Origin of the sequence: Paenibacillus sp. HB172176, assembly GCF_011947265.1 — a bacterium.
Lineage (GTDB): Bacteria > Bacillota > Bacilli > Paenibacillales > Paenibacillaceae > Pristimantibacillus.
The window spans coordinates 504,304-520,196 of record NZ_JAATHD010000002.1 but is presented as its reverse complement, the minus strand read 5'-3'; the positions used below and the strand labels follow the sequence as shown (position 1 = coordinate 520,196).

The following is a 15,893-nucleotide window of genomic DNA, read 5'->3' as shown; positions in this document are numbered from 1 at the left end:
CATGGTCGGGATTTGGGAGGAATGGTGGCTGAGGCTGCTTGCCGGCTTGATCGGCAGCGGCCTCATTGCGCTGCTCGCCTATCGCGCTCGCTCGCTGTCCGGCTCGGGCGCATGGTCGGCCCTCATTATGGGGACGGGCTTTGTGACGCTTGGCGAGCCGATTTGGTTCGGTCTGCTGCTGGCTTTCTTCGTCTCCTCCTCGCTCTGGTCGAGGTGGAAGCGCAAGAGTCGGGTCAAGAAGAGGGCGGAGGCCGGCTACGCGAAGAGCGGGAGACGCGATGCCGGGCAAGTGTGGGCGAACGGCGGAGCGGGTCTGCTGCTGTGCGTCGCTAACTCTATTGGGCCGGCGGAGGGTTGGCTGTTTGCCTATGTCGGCGTCATGGCCGCAGTCAATGCGGACACTTGGGCGACCGAAATCGGTGCCCTGAGCCGGAGCAAGCCGCGCTCGCTTCTGAGCGGCAAGCGCGTAGCGCCAGGCACGAGCGGCGGCGTCTCGCCGCTCGGCAGCGCAGCCGCGCTGCTCGGCGCCGCGTTCATCGGCGCCGCCGCCGCAGCGCTGCTGCGGCTCGGCCCGCAGCCCGCATGGGCTGCTGCGGGCGAGGCCGCTGCGCCAGCGGCGGCGTACATCGCCGCTGGCGCAGCGGCAGGCCTGGCAGGCGCCTTCGCCGACTCGCTGCTCGGCGCGGCCTGCCAGGCCCAGTATCGCTGCCGGGTATGCGGCAGCGATACGGAACGCGCCGAGCATTGCGGCAGCGCCGCTCGGCATGTGCGCGGCTTCGCCGCGCTGACCAACGACAGGGTGAACCTCCTGTCGTCGCTCTTCGCCGGCCTGCTGGCTTGCGTCATTGGCCGGCTGCTCTAAATTCTGCGGCCAAGCCGGCACCGGGGCACGGCCCTACTGCGATCTAACTGTAAATCCGCACCTAATAGGTGCTCCAGCGCCCACCAGCACCTCATAGCTGCAATCTAAGTCAACCTGCGTTGTACCGCATTCTGACTCTGTATTTCTTTCCTAAACAAAAAAACGAGCTCCAAGAGGCAATCCTCCCGGAGCTCGCTTTCATCAATCTTAGAGGGAATGCGCAGCCGAGCTTAAGATACTGGCCGCGCTTTTCGTATTCGTTTCAATCGCTCACTTCTTCGCCGTAAGCTCCTCCAACTGTCCAATCAGCTCCTCGAACACGCTCATCGCTTGCTCGATCGGCTCAGGAGTAGACATATCGACGCCGGCCTTCTTCAGAATATTGATCGAGAAGTCGCTGCCGCCGCTTTTCAGGAAGCCCAGATAACGCTCCACGGCTGGCGCGCCTTCGTCGAGAATTTGCTTGGAGAAGGAGGTGGCCGCCGAGAAGCCCGTCGCATATTTGTACACGTAGAAGCTGGTGTAGAAATGCGGGATCCGCGCCCATTCCATCTCGATATTTTTATCCACAACCATGCCCGGACCGTAGTAGAGCACATTGAGATCATAATAGATCTTGCTGAGCTCCTGCGGCGTGAGCGATTCTCCGGCTTCCGCGCGCTCGTGAACGATCTTCTCGAATTCAGCGAACATCGTTTGACGGAACACCGTAGTGCGGAATTGATCCGCATAGTAGGTCAGAAGATACATCTTCTCCTTGACATCGTCTGATTTGTCCAGCAAATAATTCATCAGCAACGCCTCGTTCAACGTCGATGCGACCTCCGCCAGGAAAATCGTATATTGCGCATCGCGATAGATCTGCGCATTGTCCGAATAATAGGAATGCAGCGCATGACCCATCTCATGGGTCAAGGTGAACATGCTGTTGAGGTTATCCTTGTGATTGAGCAGCACGTAAGGATGCGTGCCGTAAGCGCCCCAACTGTAAGCCCCGCTTCGCTTGCCTTCATTCTCGTACACATCGATCCAGCGCTCCTCAAAGCCTTCCCTCAGCACCGCCAAATAATCGTCGCCGAGCGGCTTCAGACTCTCCAGAATCGTTTTCTTCGCATCCTCGAAGGAAATCTCCATATCGAATTCCTCGACCAGCGGAGCGAACAAATCGTACATATGCAGCTCGTCAACCCCGAGCAGCTTTTTCCGCAGCTCCATGTATCGGTACATAAGCGGCAAATGCTTGTGAATGGTATCGATCAGATTCGTGTATACCGATTTCGGAATATTGTCGCCATAGAGCGACATGTCGAGAGCGGAATCGTATTTGCGGGCCTTTGCGTAAAAGGTATTTTTCGTCACATTCGCGTTCAAAGTGGAAGCGAGCGTGTTTTTCAGCTTGCCGTATGTATCGTAGACCGCCTCGAAGGCTTCCTTGCGAACCTTCCCATTGCGGCTTTCCAGAAATTGAATATAGCTGCCGTGCGTCAGCTCGACCTCTTCGCCTTTCTCGTTCTTTACCTTGGGGAACTTCAAATCCGCGTTGTTCAGCATGCCGAAAATTGTGCTTGGCGCGGAGCTTACATTGCCAACCTGAGCAAGCAGAGCTTCCTCGCTCTTGCTGAGCACATGAGCCTTCTGGCGCCGCATTTCCTCCAGCGTGTGACGATATTTCGCAAGCGACGGGTCGTCGATCATCGCAGAGAGCGCCTCGTCGCTGAGACTAAGCACCTCCGGCGTGACGAAGGACAACGCTTCGCCGGTTTCGACGCTGAGCTTCTTCGATTTGTCGGACAGCGCTTGATAGTCTGCCTCGGCCGTATCCTCGTGATGGCGCATGTTGGCGTACACATAGAGTCGCTCCACATGAAGGGAGAGCTCATCCTCAAGCTCGAAGCAGGCCTTAAGCTCAGCCGGATCGCTCAGCTTGCCCTGGAATCGAGATGCCTTCTCGATCAATGCTTTTGCCGCGCTGTATTCCTGATCCCAGGCTTTTCTGTCCGCGAATAGATCCTCCAGCTTCCAACGGAACTCCTCGGCCGTTTCTGAACGTTTTGGCAATTGACTCATCGTATTCCTCCTCGGGTTGATTTGATCTTGCTTTTCAACAGCTTGCTTGGCCCTCGCAGCCGGAATCGTCGCCGCGCTTTGCGCTATCGCAAGCGCAAGCAATAAGGACAGCCATTTCAACTTCCATCCCCCCAAAGACACAGTTTGTCGCTACTATGCCCTTGGCGGTCCCGTAATATGCATGGTCAAGCGCCCAGGTTGAACAGGTAATACACGATAAAGAAGAACGCAAACGCGATCAACGTAATGGAGAGCAGCGCAAGAGTGCGGCGCGAGCGCTGGGGAAGGCTGTCGCGTTTCATAATGATGATAACTCCTAATGAGAAAGCCGCAATAATAAAAATAACAGCCGCTGTCGTATCCATGCCGGCTTCTTGCCTCCTATCGTTAACTATGCCGATCGCGGCTTAGTTATGTGCTGTTCGTTTCATCTAGACTTCCTTGAAAGCGGACATGATGTTGTCGAGCTCGTCCTCGCGTCCGGCGAAATCCTCGGGACGGAAACGGTTGCGAGCCCAATGGAGCATTTCCTGTCTGCTAACGAAGGTATGGCAATCCTCGCCCCATTGATCGGAAATTTCGCGGAGCACGAGCGTTTTGCCTTGCACCTCGACCGTAAGCATATTATATTTGTCCGTTTTGTAAATCTGATGCTTCTTGAACATGGCAGTCCCACCTCTTTCCAATTCATGCGTATTGGTATATAGTAACATGATAGCTATTCTTCGATCCTTAATCAATATGGAACGCAGATTACGCTAGTAACTTACGACTCTTCGGGATAGAGCGTGCAAGAGTCGAGACGAGATGAGATGAGGAGAGTGAAAGTATGGCCAGCAGTCGTTACGAGCAGATTGGCGTAGCCATGACCTGCAGAAGCTTTGACGAGTATTGCAAAATGTTTGATCTGTTGGAAGAGGATTTGGATCGAGGCAAGATACTGGATGTCGCGGGAGGAAGCTCATCCTTTGTCGCGGAAGCGAGGCGGCGCGGATATGAAGCGAGCGCAGCGGATCCGCGATATGAGGGAGACATTGCGAATTGGATTCGCGAAGCGTCTGACGAGATCGAGACATCGACGAATAAACTGGATGCGCTTCAGGAGCATTTCGATTGGAGCTACTATGGATCCATTCATCATCATCGAGCGGGAAGAGAGCGCTCTTTGGGTCTGTTCGCCGATCATGTGAACGATTGCGACGGCAGGCTCTGTTATCAGGGGGGCAGGCTCCCGCAGCTTCCCTATGAGGATGACAGCTTTTCGCTCGTTTTATGCAGTCATTTCTTGTTTTTATATGCGGATCAATTCGATTTCGACTTCCACTTGGACGCGGTAAGCGAACTCATGCGGGTGTGCAAGCCCGGCGGTCAAATTCGCATCTATCCGCTGCTTTCATTAGGATGGAAGCCTTATCCGCAGCTGGAGGAGCTGATCGAGCATATTCGAGCTTCGGACGCAGAGGCGACGCTCATGCCGTCCAAGCTGCCGTTTATTCCCGGATCGCAATCCTACTTGAGAATTAATCGCCTAATAAATCCCTGAATTCGCTGAAATTGCTTTTTGATTTTGGGATCGTTATAATGGGTCTATTCACTGCAGCAGCAGTGTTTACATTTTAGGAGGTTGTGCATGTTGAAAGGTACAGTGAAATGGTTTAACGCAGAGAAGGGCTATGGTTTCATCCAAGTAGAGGACGGAGAAGATGTGTTCGTACATTTCTCATCCATCCAAGGCGAAGGCTTTAAATCACTGGAGGAAGGTCAAGCGGTCGAATTCGATATTACCGAAGGCAATCGCGGCGCTCAAGCGGCTAACGTCCATAAACTATAGGATTGAAAGCATGACAGAAGCGTAATGCGCATAAGGAAACGTCCTTGCGGCCGGGTGGCAGCAGGGACGTTTCCTTTTCTTTTTATCACTCGAGCCGATCCCACCTTCGCAGAAAGTAGAGGAGGAAGCCCAAGGCGGCCGCAATCGCAATGCCCGCCGCGGTATGGTAGAAGGCCGCTCGTCCAAATTGCTCGTAAATATAGCCGCCCAGCAGCCCGCTGATAAGACCTGCCGCGCCTGTCCAGATGACGGTATAAAGCGCTTGTCCGGACGCCCGGAATTCATTCGGTATGAGCATCGAGATATAACGCAGCGACGTGGAGAAGAAGATGCCGAACGTAATACTGTGCATCGCTTGCGTCGCGACGAGCAGACGCGGATCGTTCACCGCTCCGAGCAGCCAAAGCCGGAGCGCGTACATGAGCGCTGCGAGCATGAGCAGGGGCAGCTCCTTCAGCTTGTGGCCGTATTTGCCGAGCAGGAACAGAATCGGAATTTCGCTCGTTGCGGAGATCAGCAAGGAAAGTCCGATCAAGGAATCGCTTGCTCCCGCATGCCTCAGCGTTACCGCAAGGAAGCTTTCGTACATGCGGTGCGCGGTCGAGCAGATAAGGATGAGCATGAAGAACAAGACGATATTGCGTTGCTTCATCAGCTTGAAGAAGCCGGAATATTCGACCTTTTTGGCCGCTCCATGATAATCCTTAATGAAGTAAGCGAACACGAGCGTAATGGAGATCGTGCACATGGCTACGAGCAGCGTATGCTGGGAGCCGATCGCCTTCAGCAGCAAGCCGAAGCCGTACGAGCTGATGGCGAAGCCCAGAGAGCCGAAGATGCGTATCAAGGCGTATGGCGTTCCCGTATGCTTGCTGGACATGAGATACAGACTGTCGCTCAGCGGATTCATCGGCGTCTGGAAGAAGTAGAATATTGCCATGATGACGCAAATCACGATGAATTCGTTCAGGGAATACATGAACGCGACCATCGCGAGCTGACCGAACAGCAGCACGAAGAACAGCTTTCGGATCGTTCTGAATTTATCGCTGGCAATGCCCATTATGATGTTGGCGAAGATCGACATGAACAGCCCGGAGGAATAGATAATGCCGATTTGGCTTTCGGTGAAGCCTTTCGATAGGAAATACAGCGGGATAAAGGATACGACGAGCGCTTGAGTGGAGAACATGCTGAAGCTGAACGCCCTGAGCGCCGCTGTTTCTTTTTTTGCCGTAGAGGATAGATTAGCTTCTATGCTGCTGGATTCATTCATACTTTCTCTTTCACTCCATCTCTTTGCTAGTAAAAAATAATATGGTTACTAGTATAGCATGCCTGAAGCTCCAATTGTCGCTGGATTATTGACTCTTATAATGGTACATTTATGATTAGGGTTTTTGTGCATATGCAGGGGTTGGATCGCGCCGGCATTCATGATTTTCGATTTTACATAGGGGGTGCGTCGTGAGGCTGACGACTTTAACGGCTGGGAATGTGCCAAGAGGACCGATTAAGCTCATGCATCGGGTTTATCGGTATGTACTGCCTGAAGTTTCGGCGGAACTAAACAAGTGGAAGGCATTGGCGGAGCAAATACCGGATGAGGAATTGAAAACACAGGCTCTGAGCAGTATGCATGACAAGCGATTTCATTGCCAGGGCGGAGCCGTGTACGCGGCGGCCAATCTCGATTATCGACATATCCTCATACCGCTAATTGTTGCTCTGCAAACGATAAGCGACTATTTAGATAATTTATGCGATCGCAGCACCTCGCTCGATCCTGACGATTTCCGGCTCCTGCATCGGTCGATGCTGGATGCGGTCACTCCGGGAGCTGAGCTTACGGATTATTACGCGTTAAGAAGCGAGAGGGATGACGGAGGTTATCTGCATGAACTGGTGATGACCTGCCAGAGAATGACGGCGCAGCTTCCTTCGTACGACAGCGTGCAGGCTCATGTAACGGAGCTCGTCTCGCTGTACGGCGACTTGCAAGTATACAAGCATATTCGCAAGGATGAGCGGGAATCGAAGCTTCTCGGTTGGTGGAGGCAGCATCAAGAGCATTATCCCCAGTTGAAATGGAACGAATTCGCGGCTGCGACCGGGTCGACGCTTGGGATGTTCATGCTTTTTCTCGCTGCCAGCGAGAGAGGGTTATCGAAGCGGGATGGGGAATCGATTCGCCATATTTATTTCCCCCATGTATGCGGTCTGCATATTCTGCTGGATTACCTGATCGATCAGGAGGAGGATAAGCAGGGCGGCGATTTGAATTTCTGCAATTATTACGAGAGCAGAAGCCTTCTGGTCGATCGCATGGACATGATTGTGGAGAGGGCCAAGGCCGATGTATTGAAGCTGCCGGGCTCGCGGTTTCACAGGCTCATTATTGAAGGTCTTCTCGCGCTTTATCTGTCCGATCCGAAGGTAAGGAATCAGGCCGATGTGCGGGAGGTTTCTCGGCAGCTTATGAGGAAGAGTCCGCTTACGCGCCTGTTCTTTCTCTTCAACAGCAATTGGATTAGAAGATTTCAAGTATAAGTTGATCATGATGATGGAGGAATGAATGATGACTGCAGTCCAATCAATCGCAGTAATGACAAGCGGAGGCGATTCGCAAGGAATGAACGCGGCTGTTCGCGCGGTGGTGCGAAGCGCCTTGTTCCATGGGTTGAAGGTGTTCGGAATTCAGCGCGGTTACCAAGGCTTGCTGAACGATGATCTAAGGGAGATGGATCTTCGAAGCGTTGGCGATATTATTCAACGCGGCGGCACGATACTTCAGACGGCTCGGTGCAAGGAATTCACCACGCCGGAAGGACAGCAGAAGGGAGCGGAAGTGCTGAGGACCAGAGGCATTGACGGACTCGTCGTCATCGGCGGCGACGGCTCCTACCAAGGCGCGAACAAGCTCAGTAAGCTTGGTATCAAGACAATGGGGCTTCCAGGCACAATCGACAATGATATTCCGTTCACGGATGTGACAATCGGGTTCGACACTTCGGTCAATATCGTCGTGGACGCGATTAACAAAATTCGCGATACCATGTCCTCGCATGAGCGCACTTCCATCGTTGAAGTCATGGGACGCCATTGCGGAGATATTGCTTTGTATGCCGGACTTGCCAGCGGGGCGGAGACGATTCTGGTGCCGGAGGTGCCGTTTGATCTCGTAGAGGTCGCCGACCGGATGAAAGCCAATTTTGCCAAGGGCAAGCGTCATAGTATTATTGTGGTAGCCGAGGGAGCCGCGAAGGGCGGAGACGTTTCGGAGCAAATTTCGGAGATTAGCGGCATGGATTCGCGGGTTACCGTACTAGGACATATTCAGCGAGGCGGGACTCCGACTGCGGCGGATCGTATTCTCGCAAGCCGTCTCGGCGACTTCGCTGTCCGCCAACTGATGGCAGGCGAATCGGGCAAGGCTTGCGGCGTTGTGAACGGTCAATTGACGACGACGGATATCGATCTCGTCGTTAATACGAAGAAGCCGTTTGATATGGAAATGTACGAGCTGGCTCTTCGTTTATCGCAATAGCTTATCAATCCTTGCAATTTGATAAAAGCTTCGCCTTCAGATGAACATCTGAAGGCGAAGCTTTTTGTTGGTCCGTCTTTTAATCGTAGTTGACGCCCTGTGAATATTTGTTGCTCGCATTCCAGAGCAGATATTCATCGATGCCGCTATCATGAAGCGCCTTGATTTGCTGCTCGACCTGCTCCTTGCCGTATGTCTGGTAATTGCCCTTGCCGAGCCAGCTTGCCGTGAAGTCCTGAATCCAGGGCCTGATGATCGGCGTCAGCTCGCCGTCGTCCTTCAGCTTCTCATGCGTGTCCTCCAAGGCGCCTTTGATCGTCTCATATGGCTTTAAATCAGGAGCCTTCAGATTGAACCATCCCGTACTGTAATGGCTTGGGTAGATCATAGGCGAGATGACATGCACATTGTTGGAGATTTTCAGGAAGTCCTGACCAATGCCTTCGGCTGCGGGAACCGAAGCGGCATAGCCGAATATATCGACGGATACGCGTACGCCGAGCGGTTCGAGCTGTTCTCTGGCGTATTTCACGAAATCGGCGACCACGTCGACCCTGCTTTGCTCCGTCTTGCTGAACGTAAGCGAGTCCGCTCTCGTCTCGAAGCCTTCCGGAAAACGCACATAATCGAATTGAATTTCTTTGAAGCCGAGTCTTGCCGCTTCCTTGGCGATGGCGATATTATAATCCCACACTTCCTGCCGATAAGGGTTGACAAAGCTCTCTCCCTTGCCGTTCTTCCAGATGGTTCCGTCCGCTTGAAGATACGACAGCTCCGGATGCTTCACCGCAAGCACCGTATCCTTGAATACGACGATTCGGGCAATCGGATAGACGTTATGATCCTTCAGCTTCGTCATCAGATCATCAATGCTTGGAATGAATTTCTTGGGCGTGCCGAAATCCAGAAGCTCTGGCGTTGTTGTTGGATAGGTTATGTAGCCATTATCATCCTTGACGTCAATAACCATGGCGTTGAGCCCGCTGTCGTCGACGAGCTTGATGAGCGGATCCATGCGGCTTTGAATGCCGGCAATATGCGATGTGACGTAGATGCCCTTGATCGGAGGCGTGTCGGGCTCCGGATCATGCTTGGCGATTGATCCGTTCGGGTCGGACTCTCTTCCCGGCTCGCCCGCAATCGAGGCGTCTTCCGGTTGAATGATCGTCTCTCCCGCGGAAGCGTTCAGATAGGCGATCGCAAGCTGCTTCGCGTCCGCGCTGCTTGAGCTGTCTCCGGTTAGTAGGCTGTACAGAAGCATTAGCGCCGAAATAATAATGTCCATTATGTTCTCTCCCTGTCAGCTGTTCTCCCAACAAATTATAAAGCACAATTGAGGCGGGGTCATCCTTTTTTTGAAGCTCTTGAAACAAAAAGCCAGCCGATTTTATCGACTGGCGCTAGCGCATACTGTCATTCCCGAACTGTCATTGTATAAGAATTTGCTTCTGACCGTTGCATATGCTGTGCTGAACAATTTCCATAACATCGGCCGGCTCGAGCAGCTCAATGCCGTCTCTGAGCACGATGCATAGCTCCAATTCGCGAGAAGTGAGAAAAGGACTAAGCTCCGGGGCAAGTCTTTCTACAATGTGAGACAATTTGACCGTTTCCATATCCACCTAAGCATCACCCTTTCGTTCTAATCATTATCAAGCCGAAAAATGTTTAGAAGGGAAATCTTTATGGCGTGAAAAAAGTAAAGAAGCGGGATATACACATTATAACAGGAACCGCTTCAAAAACATAGGGAGGAATGGCAAAATCCGCATATGCGCATAGACGAAAATCAGGTTGGGCTCTGCTTTCTGAAATCGCCGACGACTCCGACGGTTTCCACGATGTTGATGAATGCGTGCGGATCGATGGCTCTTATGGATTTGTTGAGCTCGGCGAGCTCGTATTTGGTTCTGACCGTCATCAGCATGTCCTTCTCGCCCGAAGAGTACGCTCCTCTTGTCTTCAGAATCGTAATGCCCCGGGGATGGGTCAGCAGCCTTGTCAGCAGTTCCTCCGTCTTGGTCGTAATAATAAAGGCGGTTACCTTAATATGCTTCACATGCACAAGATCTACTACTTTTCCGGCGGTAAAAATCGCAACGAGGGAATACAGCGCCAAATCCCAATTTTTTGTGGCTAATATAAGGATGCCGATGACCATGCCGTTCATAAGGAAGATGATCATGCCGATCGGCAGGTCCCGTCTTCGGGTAATGATGGAGGCGATGATGTCGAAGCCTCCGGAGGAGCCTCCGAACCGAAGCGCGAGCCCGCTGCCGAAGCCAATGAGAATGCCGCCAAACACGGCGCCGAGCAAAATATCGTTTGCTACATGGGTGACGGGAACGAGCTTCAGAAACAAGGTCGCGCAGAGCACGGAATAGATGCTCCAGACAATGAAGTGCCGTCCGATCGAGAACCAACCCCAGATGAGAACGGGCATATTGAGCAGCAAATACAAAACGGCGATGTTGCCGCCGGTAATATAGCCGAGCATCATGGACACGCCGGACAAGCCTCCGCTTAAGAGCTGATGCGGAATCAGCAGCGTGTTGAAGCCCGTTGCGACAAGCAGCGAGCCAAGCGTCATCATCGGCAAGGTAAGGAAATAACGTTTTTCTTTTGCGTTCAAATGGCATTCACTCCTATGTATGATTGCTCTGCAGGTTCATGAAATAGTATGGCTTTCCAAGCTTAACTGGTATTCACATAGATACTTGTGCTATAATGGTTTGGATATTCTTAAGTAGGCTGTAGATAGAAGGAGTTTGAGAAAAGTTTGAAAACATTTGCTGAATTTGGCTTGGAACCGAAAGTGTTGCAAGCAATTACGGAGCTTGGGTTCGAGGAGTCGACACCCATTCAAGACAAATCAATACCGGTGGCATTGACAGGCAAGGACCTGATCGGCCAAGCACAGACAGGAACTGGAAAGACAGCGGCATTCGGAATTCCGCTCATTAACAAAATTCCGACGAGCGAGGATCGTATCGTTGCCCTCATAATGACGCCAACCCGCGAGCTTGCGATTCAAGTCGCGGATGAGATCGGGAAGCTGACAAGGTACAAAGGACTTCGTTCATTGCCAATCTACGGCGGCCAGGAAATCGGACGCCAAATCCGCGCGCTGAAGAAGAGACCGCAGATTATTATCGGTACGCCGGGACGCCTGCTCGACCACATTAATCGCAAGACGATCCGTCTTGAGGATGTGCAGACCGTTGTTCTCGACGAAGCGGACGAAATGCTGGATATGGGCTTCATGGAGGATATCCAGAATATTCTGAAGCTGGTTCCGGAAGAACGTCAAACGATGTTGTTCTCGGCGACCATGCCGGTGAACATTCAGCGGCTTGCCCAGCAATTCCTGAAGGAGCCCGAGCATGTTTCGGTTATTCCGAAGCAGGTTACGGCGCCGTCGATCGAGCAATCTTACATTGAGGTTCACGAACGTCAGAAGTTCGAGGCGTTAAGCAGGCTTCTTGATATGGAGTCTCCAGAACTTGCGATCATCTTCGGACGCACGAAGCGTCGCGTCGACGAGCTGAGCGAAGCGCTTCAGAAGCGCGGCTATTCCGCTGATGGCCTGCATGGCGATCTCTCGCAGAACCAGCGCGACAATGTGATGCGCAAATTCCGCGACGGAAGCATCGATGTGCTGGTGGCGACGGATGTTGCGGCACGCGGACTCGATGTATCGGGCGTAACGCATGTTATCAATTTCGACCTTCCGCAGGATCCGGAGAGCTATGTACATCGCATCGGCCGTACCGGACGGGCGGGCAAGGAAGGAACGGCTTGGTCGTTCGTAACGCCGCGCGAGCTTGATCATCTTCACTTCATCGAACGCATTACGCGTCAGCGCATGAGCAGAAAACCGCTTCCCAGCATTGCGGAAGCCATTGAAGGCAAGCAGCGCATCACGGCGGAGCGCGTGCTCGAAATCGTTCAGAACGAGGATTTCTCCGAGTATAAGCCAATTGCCATTCAATTGCTCGAGCAGTATGATTCGGTGGAGCTTCTGGCATCGGCGATCAAGCTGATTACAGGCGAGAAGAAGAATGTCGACATCGAATTGACGCCGGAAGAGCCGCTTCGCGCGAAGAAGCGCAGACCGGACATTCGCTCGAACGGACGTCCTTTCAATCGCAGCGGCGGCTCGTCCTATGGCGGCAATCGCAGCGGCGGCGGGTATCGCGGACGCGATGAGAACCGGCGCTCCGGCTACGGCAGCAATCGCGGCGGCTATGGCGGCAATCGCAGCAGCAGCGGCGGCTATAATAGCGACAGGCCTCGCAACAACGAAGGACGCGGCGACAACCGTCGACCGAAGAGTTCATCGGATGATTATGTGAATAAGTGAGAAAACGGGGAAGTCCGTAATGCCTGACGGGCATTCGGACCTCCCCAATCTTTTTTCTTCTTCATTCATTCGGTTGAATTAATAAAGAATGGTTTTCGAGATGATGACCAGAAGGATGAATAGGACTAGAATCGCACCGGTGGACGTATACAAACCATGTCCTGCATTGCTCATATTGTAGGCCTCCTTTTAATCCTTATATGGGTGAACACTATATATCCTATGCCGGGAGGGCGAATGGGATTAGACGCGGGCCTATTCCTGTGAAATTGGGCGGTCAATTGTCCCGTTTATCTGCAACATAACATCATCAAAGAATAAAATCGCTACTATATATTTGGAGGCAGAGCTGATGGAACCGAGAGGGATTATGGGGGGATTTTACAAAATCTCCGAATGGATTATGCGATTGGCGGTAATCAATTTATTATGGATCATCTGCTCCATTCCTTTTGTTTTTTTTGGCTTTACCCTGCTGCTGTCCAACGGATCGGGAACGGAAGAAGAGATGATGAGCGCCGTTTATTCCACGCTCATTATTATGGCGGTGCTTGCGCCGTTCACGCTCTTTCCCGCGACGGCGGCTATGTTTACGGTTGCAAGGAAATGGGTAACGGGCGAAAGCGATGTCGCGCTGTTCAAAACCTTCTTCCGCGGTTATAAAGAGAATTATTTGCAAAGCATGCTGGGCGGTATTGCATACACGCTCTTGTTTGTCATTATGATTGTCGATTTTATCGTATACCGGGATCAGCTGAACATCTTGTCCTATATTTTTATCGCATTTCTCGCGTTGCTTGCCGTATCCGTTTTCAATTTCTTCTCCATGCTGGTTCATTATCACATGAAGACGTTTCAGTTAATCAAGAACGCGGTGCTGATCACGATCGGAAAGCCGATTCGATCGCTTTCGACGGCGATTATGTGCGGCGCCGTCGTCTATATCAGCTTGTTTAAGTTTACTTTTCTTATTCCGTTTTTTATGGGGAGCATCATCGCTTTCCTGGCTTTCTGGAACTTCAACATTATCTATGTCAAGCTTCAGGAGCAAGCGGAGAAGATGAAGGAAAAGGAAGAGCAAGAGGCGGAGGAAGCGGCCGAGATGGACCGCGAGGATCTTCTGAAGGAAGATTATAAAGAAGACAATAAATAACATAAGGCTTTAACGTTTACTTTTATGCGCTTTCGGTCTATAATAACACTACATCCTGCGATGCTCGCCTCGGCTCTTCGTTGTTTTGAACCAATGACTGTTTCCCGGGAGACCTAAATCGCAATGCGGCTGACATGCCCTCGAAAGGGGACCTCAAAAGCATTGTTGCGGACACCCACCTGCGAGAGCGGGTTCGGAACATGTGAGTCGGACGGCATAGGCGGGTTCCTCTTAAGCGCAAAGAGCGATTGTTCGGTGAAATCCGGCGAAAGCTCTTTTTTCATATTCGAAAACATGTTATCATTGTAGGTAATGTATACAGACGAATGAGGGGGAGATCGTTGTTGTTGAAGCGGACCTTAATTGGCCTGATACGCAGTCATGAATTGACGGGCGACAGAGCTAAGGATCCAGTGCTGAAATCACATTTCTACAAGCTTTCGAAAGAGAAGGCATGGGAAGAAGTGGTATCGACTCTGAAGAAAATGCAAGGCTATAAGGTGTTGCATGAAGTGCAATCGGTTGGAGAGATTGTGCTCGAGAAGCGAACAGCATTTGGAAGAACGATGGACATTACGGTTTCTGTCATCAACGTCAACCCGGTTTTGTCAGCGGTTGATATTTATTCCGCATCTCGCGGGTCGTTCGGCGACCTCGGCTCTAATTATAGAGTGATTATCGACTTGTATCGCACCTTGGACAAGAAGCTTACGGCGTATAAAGTTAAATAGCTTATACATAACAAAGCGAGGAAGGATATCCTTCACTCGCTTTGTTTGCGGTCATGCCTGATTTTGTTTTAGACGAGCGATTTGGCCGCTTCAATGGCTTTCTCGTAATTCGGATGCTCCGTCATCTCGGACAGATACTCGACATACTGGATGGTGTCATTCGCGTCGATTACGAAGATCGCTCTCATGTCCAGCGCCAGCTCCTTAATAAGAACGCCGTAGGCTTCGCCGAAGCTGTTTGCTTTGTAATCAGACAACATAACGACCTTGTCTACGCCTGCTGCTCCGCACCAGCGGGATTGCGCGAATGGCGTGTCCACGCTAACGGTCAAGATGACAACATTGTCGCCAAGACCGGCGGCAGCTTCGTTGAAACGGCGGGTTTGCGCGTCGCATACGCCGGTATCGATGGATGGAACAACGCTGATGAGTTTGATCTTGCCGGAATAATCCGAAAGCGTTGCCGTTTCTGTCAATGATTTGTTGATGGAGAAGGATGGTGCTTTGTCGCCTGCTTTAAGTTCAGGACCTACGAGTGTGATGGGGTTGCCTTTCAGCGTAGCAACGCCTGTGCGTTCTTGTGCCATAATGATAATTCCTCCTCGAGTATGGTTTTGTTCAATACGACTATAATTATAATCATATTGAATTGGCGTTGTCCAATAATTGGCGAATGAACTTGCAAGGGGGTTCGAATGATGCTGTTTTTGCGTTACGAAAGCTTTCGCGGCTATTTGCGCGCTTATCCGGGAACGGTTGTCTTGATTGCGCTTAATGTCATCTATTTCATCATTATTGCGCTTAATGGCGATCCGAACGACGGCGAAACGGCGGTTCGCATGGGCGGATTTCTGACAGTGCCGGGGATTGATCCTTTCGGCATGGAGGAGCCGTGGAGATACATCAGTTCATTATTCATGCATGCGAGCTTGAATCACCTGTTCTTCAACATGTTTGCTTTGCTCGTATTCGCGCCGCCGCTTGAATATTTGCTAAGAACAACAAGATATCTTATCCTATATATGCTTTGCGGCGTTGGCGGGAATCTGCTCGCCGCTGCGGTTGCGGTATTGAAGGGCGATGAGTATCATCTGTCTGTTGGCGCTTCCGGAGCGATCTACGGCGTTTATGGCGCGTATCTGTTCATCGCGCTGTTGCGGAAGTCCTTGCTGGATGCAAGCTCGCGCAAGACGGTTTATATTATATTGGCATTTGGTGTTGTATATTCATTCCTGACTCCACAGGTAGATGTCTGGGGACATGTCGGCGGTGCGTTGACCGGGTTTCTGCTGTATGTCGTTGTGGAACGCAAGAAGGCTTGGAGATCGGGGCATTAGCG

Annotated in this window: 18 protein-coding genes and 1 other RNA gene; 10 read left to right on the top strand and 9 right to left on the bottom strand. The window is 51.8% G+C overall.

What is annotated here, in order from left to right; genetic code table 11:
- Position 1: 1 nt before the first annotated feature.
- The gene (locus HFP08_RS04905) at positions 2–862 is read left to right on the top strand and encodes a DUF92 domain-containing protein (protein WP_168119488.1); all 861 of its coding nucleotides are present in this window, start codon (positions 2–4) and stop codon (positions 860–862) included.
- A gap of 270 nt (positions 863–1,132) precedes the next feature.
- Here the strand turns inward: HFP08_RS04905 and pepF are convergent, their stop codons facing one another.
- The 3 genes from pepF to HFP08_RS04890 form a co-directional block, all read right to left on the bottom strand.
- Complete coding sequence (gene pepF / locus HFP08_RS04900; protein ID WP_168119487.1) at positions 1,133–2,929, bottom strand: oligoendopeptidase F; 1,797 nt, start codon at positions 2,927–2,929, stop codon at positions 1,133–1,135.
- Between the two features lie 185 nt (positions 2,930–3,114).
- Entirely contained in the window at positions 3,115–3,294 is a 180-nt protein-coding gene (locus tag HFP08_RS04895) for a hypothetical protein (RefSeq protein WP_168119363.1), read from the bottom strand.
- Between the two features lie 66 nt (positions 3,295–3,360).
- The gene (locus HFP08_RS04890) at positions 3,361–3,594 is read right to left on the bottom strand and encodes a hypothetical protein (protein WP_168119362.1); all 234 of its coding nucleotides are present in this window, start codon (positions 3,592–3,594) and stop codon (positions 3,361–3,363) included.
- A 164-nt stretch (positions 3,595–3,758) separates the two neighbouring features.
- Here HFP08_RS04890 and HFP08_RS04885 point away from each other — a divergent pair, with 164 nt between their 5' ends.
- Positions 3,759–4,472: a class I SAM-dependent methyltransferase gene (locus HFP08_RS04885; RefSeq protein ID WP_168119361.1), complete on the top strand. Its 714-nt coding sequence runs from the start codon at positions 3,759–3,761 to the stop codon at positions 4,470–4,472.
- A 90-nt stretch (positions 4,473–4,562) separates the two neighbouring features.
- Positions 4,563–4,760 (top strand): cold-shock protein, encoded by a 198-nt coding sequence (locus tag HFP08_RS04880; protein ID WP_168119486.1) that lies wholly within the window; start codon positions 4,563–4,565, stop codon positions 4,758–4,760.
- An 85-nt stretch (positions 4,761–4,845) separates the two neighbouring features.
- Here HFP08_RS04880 and HFP08_RS04875 read toward each other — a convergent pair whose 3' ends face one another.
- Entirely contained in the window at positions 4,846–6,036 is a 1,191-nt protein-coding gene (locus HFP08_RS04875; RefSeq protein ID WP_168119360.1) for an MFS transporter, read from the bottom strand.
- Positions 6,037–6,281: 245 nt separating this feature from the next.
- On the opposite strand from HFP08_RS04875, the gene HFP08_RS04870 reads away from it, so the two are divergent.
- Both HFP08_RS04870 and pfkA read left to right on the top strand, forming a co-directional pair.
- Positions 6,282–7,310: a tetraprenyl-beta-curcumene synthase family protein gene (locus tag HFP08_RS04870; protein ID WP_168119485.1), complete on the top strand. Its 1,029-nt coding sequence runs from the start codon at positions 6,282–6,284 to the stop codon at positions 7,308–7,310.
- A 28-nt stretch (positions 7,311–7,338) separates the two neighbouring features.
- On the top strand, positions 7,339–8,307 hold the full coding sequence (gene pfkA / locus HFP08_RS04865) for a 6-phosphofructokinase (protein WP_168119484.1): 969 nt from the start codon (positions 7,339–7,341) through the stop codon (positions 8,305–8,307).
- Positions 8,308–8,386: 79 nt separating this feature from the next.
- On the opposite strand, the gene HFP08_RS04860 is transcribed toward pfkA, so the two are convergent.
- The 3 genes from HFP08_RS04860 to HFP08_RS04850 form a co-directional block, all read right to left on the bottom strand.
- Positions 8,387–9,592, bottom strand: a complete 1,206-nt coding sequence (locus HFP08_RS04860) for a putative glycoside hydrolase (RefSeq protein ID WP_168119359.1) — start codon at positions 9,590–9,592, stop codon at positions 8,387–8,389.
- A 142-nt stretch (positions 9,593–9,734) separates the two neighbouring features.
- Entirely contained in the window at positions 9,735–9,923 is a 189-nt protein-coding gene (locus HFP08_RS04855; protein WP_168119483.1) for a hypothetical protein, read from the bottom strand.
- Positions 9,924–10,096: 173 nt separating this feature from the next.
- Entirely contained in the window at positions 10,097–10,900 is an 804-nt protein-coding gene (locus tag HFP08_RS04850; RefSeq protein ID WP_168119482.1) for a YitT family protein, read from the bottom strand.
- 186 nt (positions 10,901–11,086) lie between these two features.
- On the opposite strand from HFP08_RS04850, the gene cshA reads away from it, so the two are divergent.
- Positions 11,087–12,670, top strand: coding sequence for a degradosome RNA helicase CshA (gene cshA, locus HFP08_RS04845; protein WP_168119358.1), 1,584 nt, complete (start codon positions 11,087–11,089; stop codon positions 12,668–12,670).
- Between the two features lie 78 nt (positions 12,671–12,748).
- On the opposite strand, the gene HFP08_RS04840 is transcribed toward cshA, so the two are convergent.
- Positions 12,749–12,844: a sporulation protein YjcZ gene (locus HFP08_RS04840; RefSeq protein ID WP_168119357.1), complete on the bottom strand. Its 96-nt coding sequence runs from the start codon at positions 12,842–12,844 to the stop codon at positions 12,749–12,751.
- A gap of 178 nt (positions 12,845–13,022) precedes the next feature.
- Here HFP08_RS04840 and HFP08_RS04835 point away from each other — a divergent pair, with 178 nt between their 5' ends.
- The 3 genes from HFP08_RS04835 to HFP08_RS04825 all read left to right on the top strand — a co-directional run bounded on the left by HFP08_RS04835 (position 13,023) and on the right by HFP08_RS04825 (position 14,554).
- A complete protein-coding gene (locus HFP08_RS04835; RefSeq protein WP_168119356.1) occupies positions 13,023–13,823 on the top strand; it encodes a YesL family protein in 801 nt (266 codons plus the stop codon).
- Between the two features lie 49 nt (positions 13,824–13,872).
- Positions 13,873–14,054, top strand: a non-coding RNA gene (gene ssrS, locus HFP08_RS04830) — 6S RNA.
- A gap of 113 nt (positions 14,055–14,167) precedes the next feature.
- A complete protein-coding gene (locus HFP08_RS04825; protein WP_240941084.1) occupies positions 14,168–14,554 on the top strand; it encodes a DUF1499 domain-containing protein in 387 nt (128 codons plus the stop codon).
- A gap of 68 nt (positions 14,555–14,622) precedes the next feature.
- On the opposite strand, the gene tpx is transcribed toward HFP08_RS04825, so the two are convergent.
- Entirely contained in the window at positions 14,623–15,141 is a 519-nt protein-coding gene (gene tpx / locus HFP08_RS04820; protein WP_168119354.1) for a thiol peroxidase, read from the bottom strand.
- 108 nt (positions 15,142–15,249) lie between these two features.
- On the opposite strand from tpx, the gene HFP08_RS04815 reads away from it, so the two are divergent.
- Positions 15,250–15,891 carry a rhomboid family intramembrane serine protease gene (locus HFP08_RS04815; protein WP_240941081.1) on the top strand — a complete coding sequence of 214 codons (642 nt, stop codon included), beginning with the start codon at positions 15,250–15,252 and terminating at the stop codon, positions 15,889–15,891.
- Positions 15,892–15,893 lie beyond the last annotated feature (2 nt).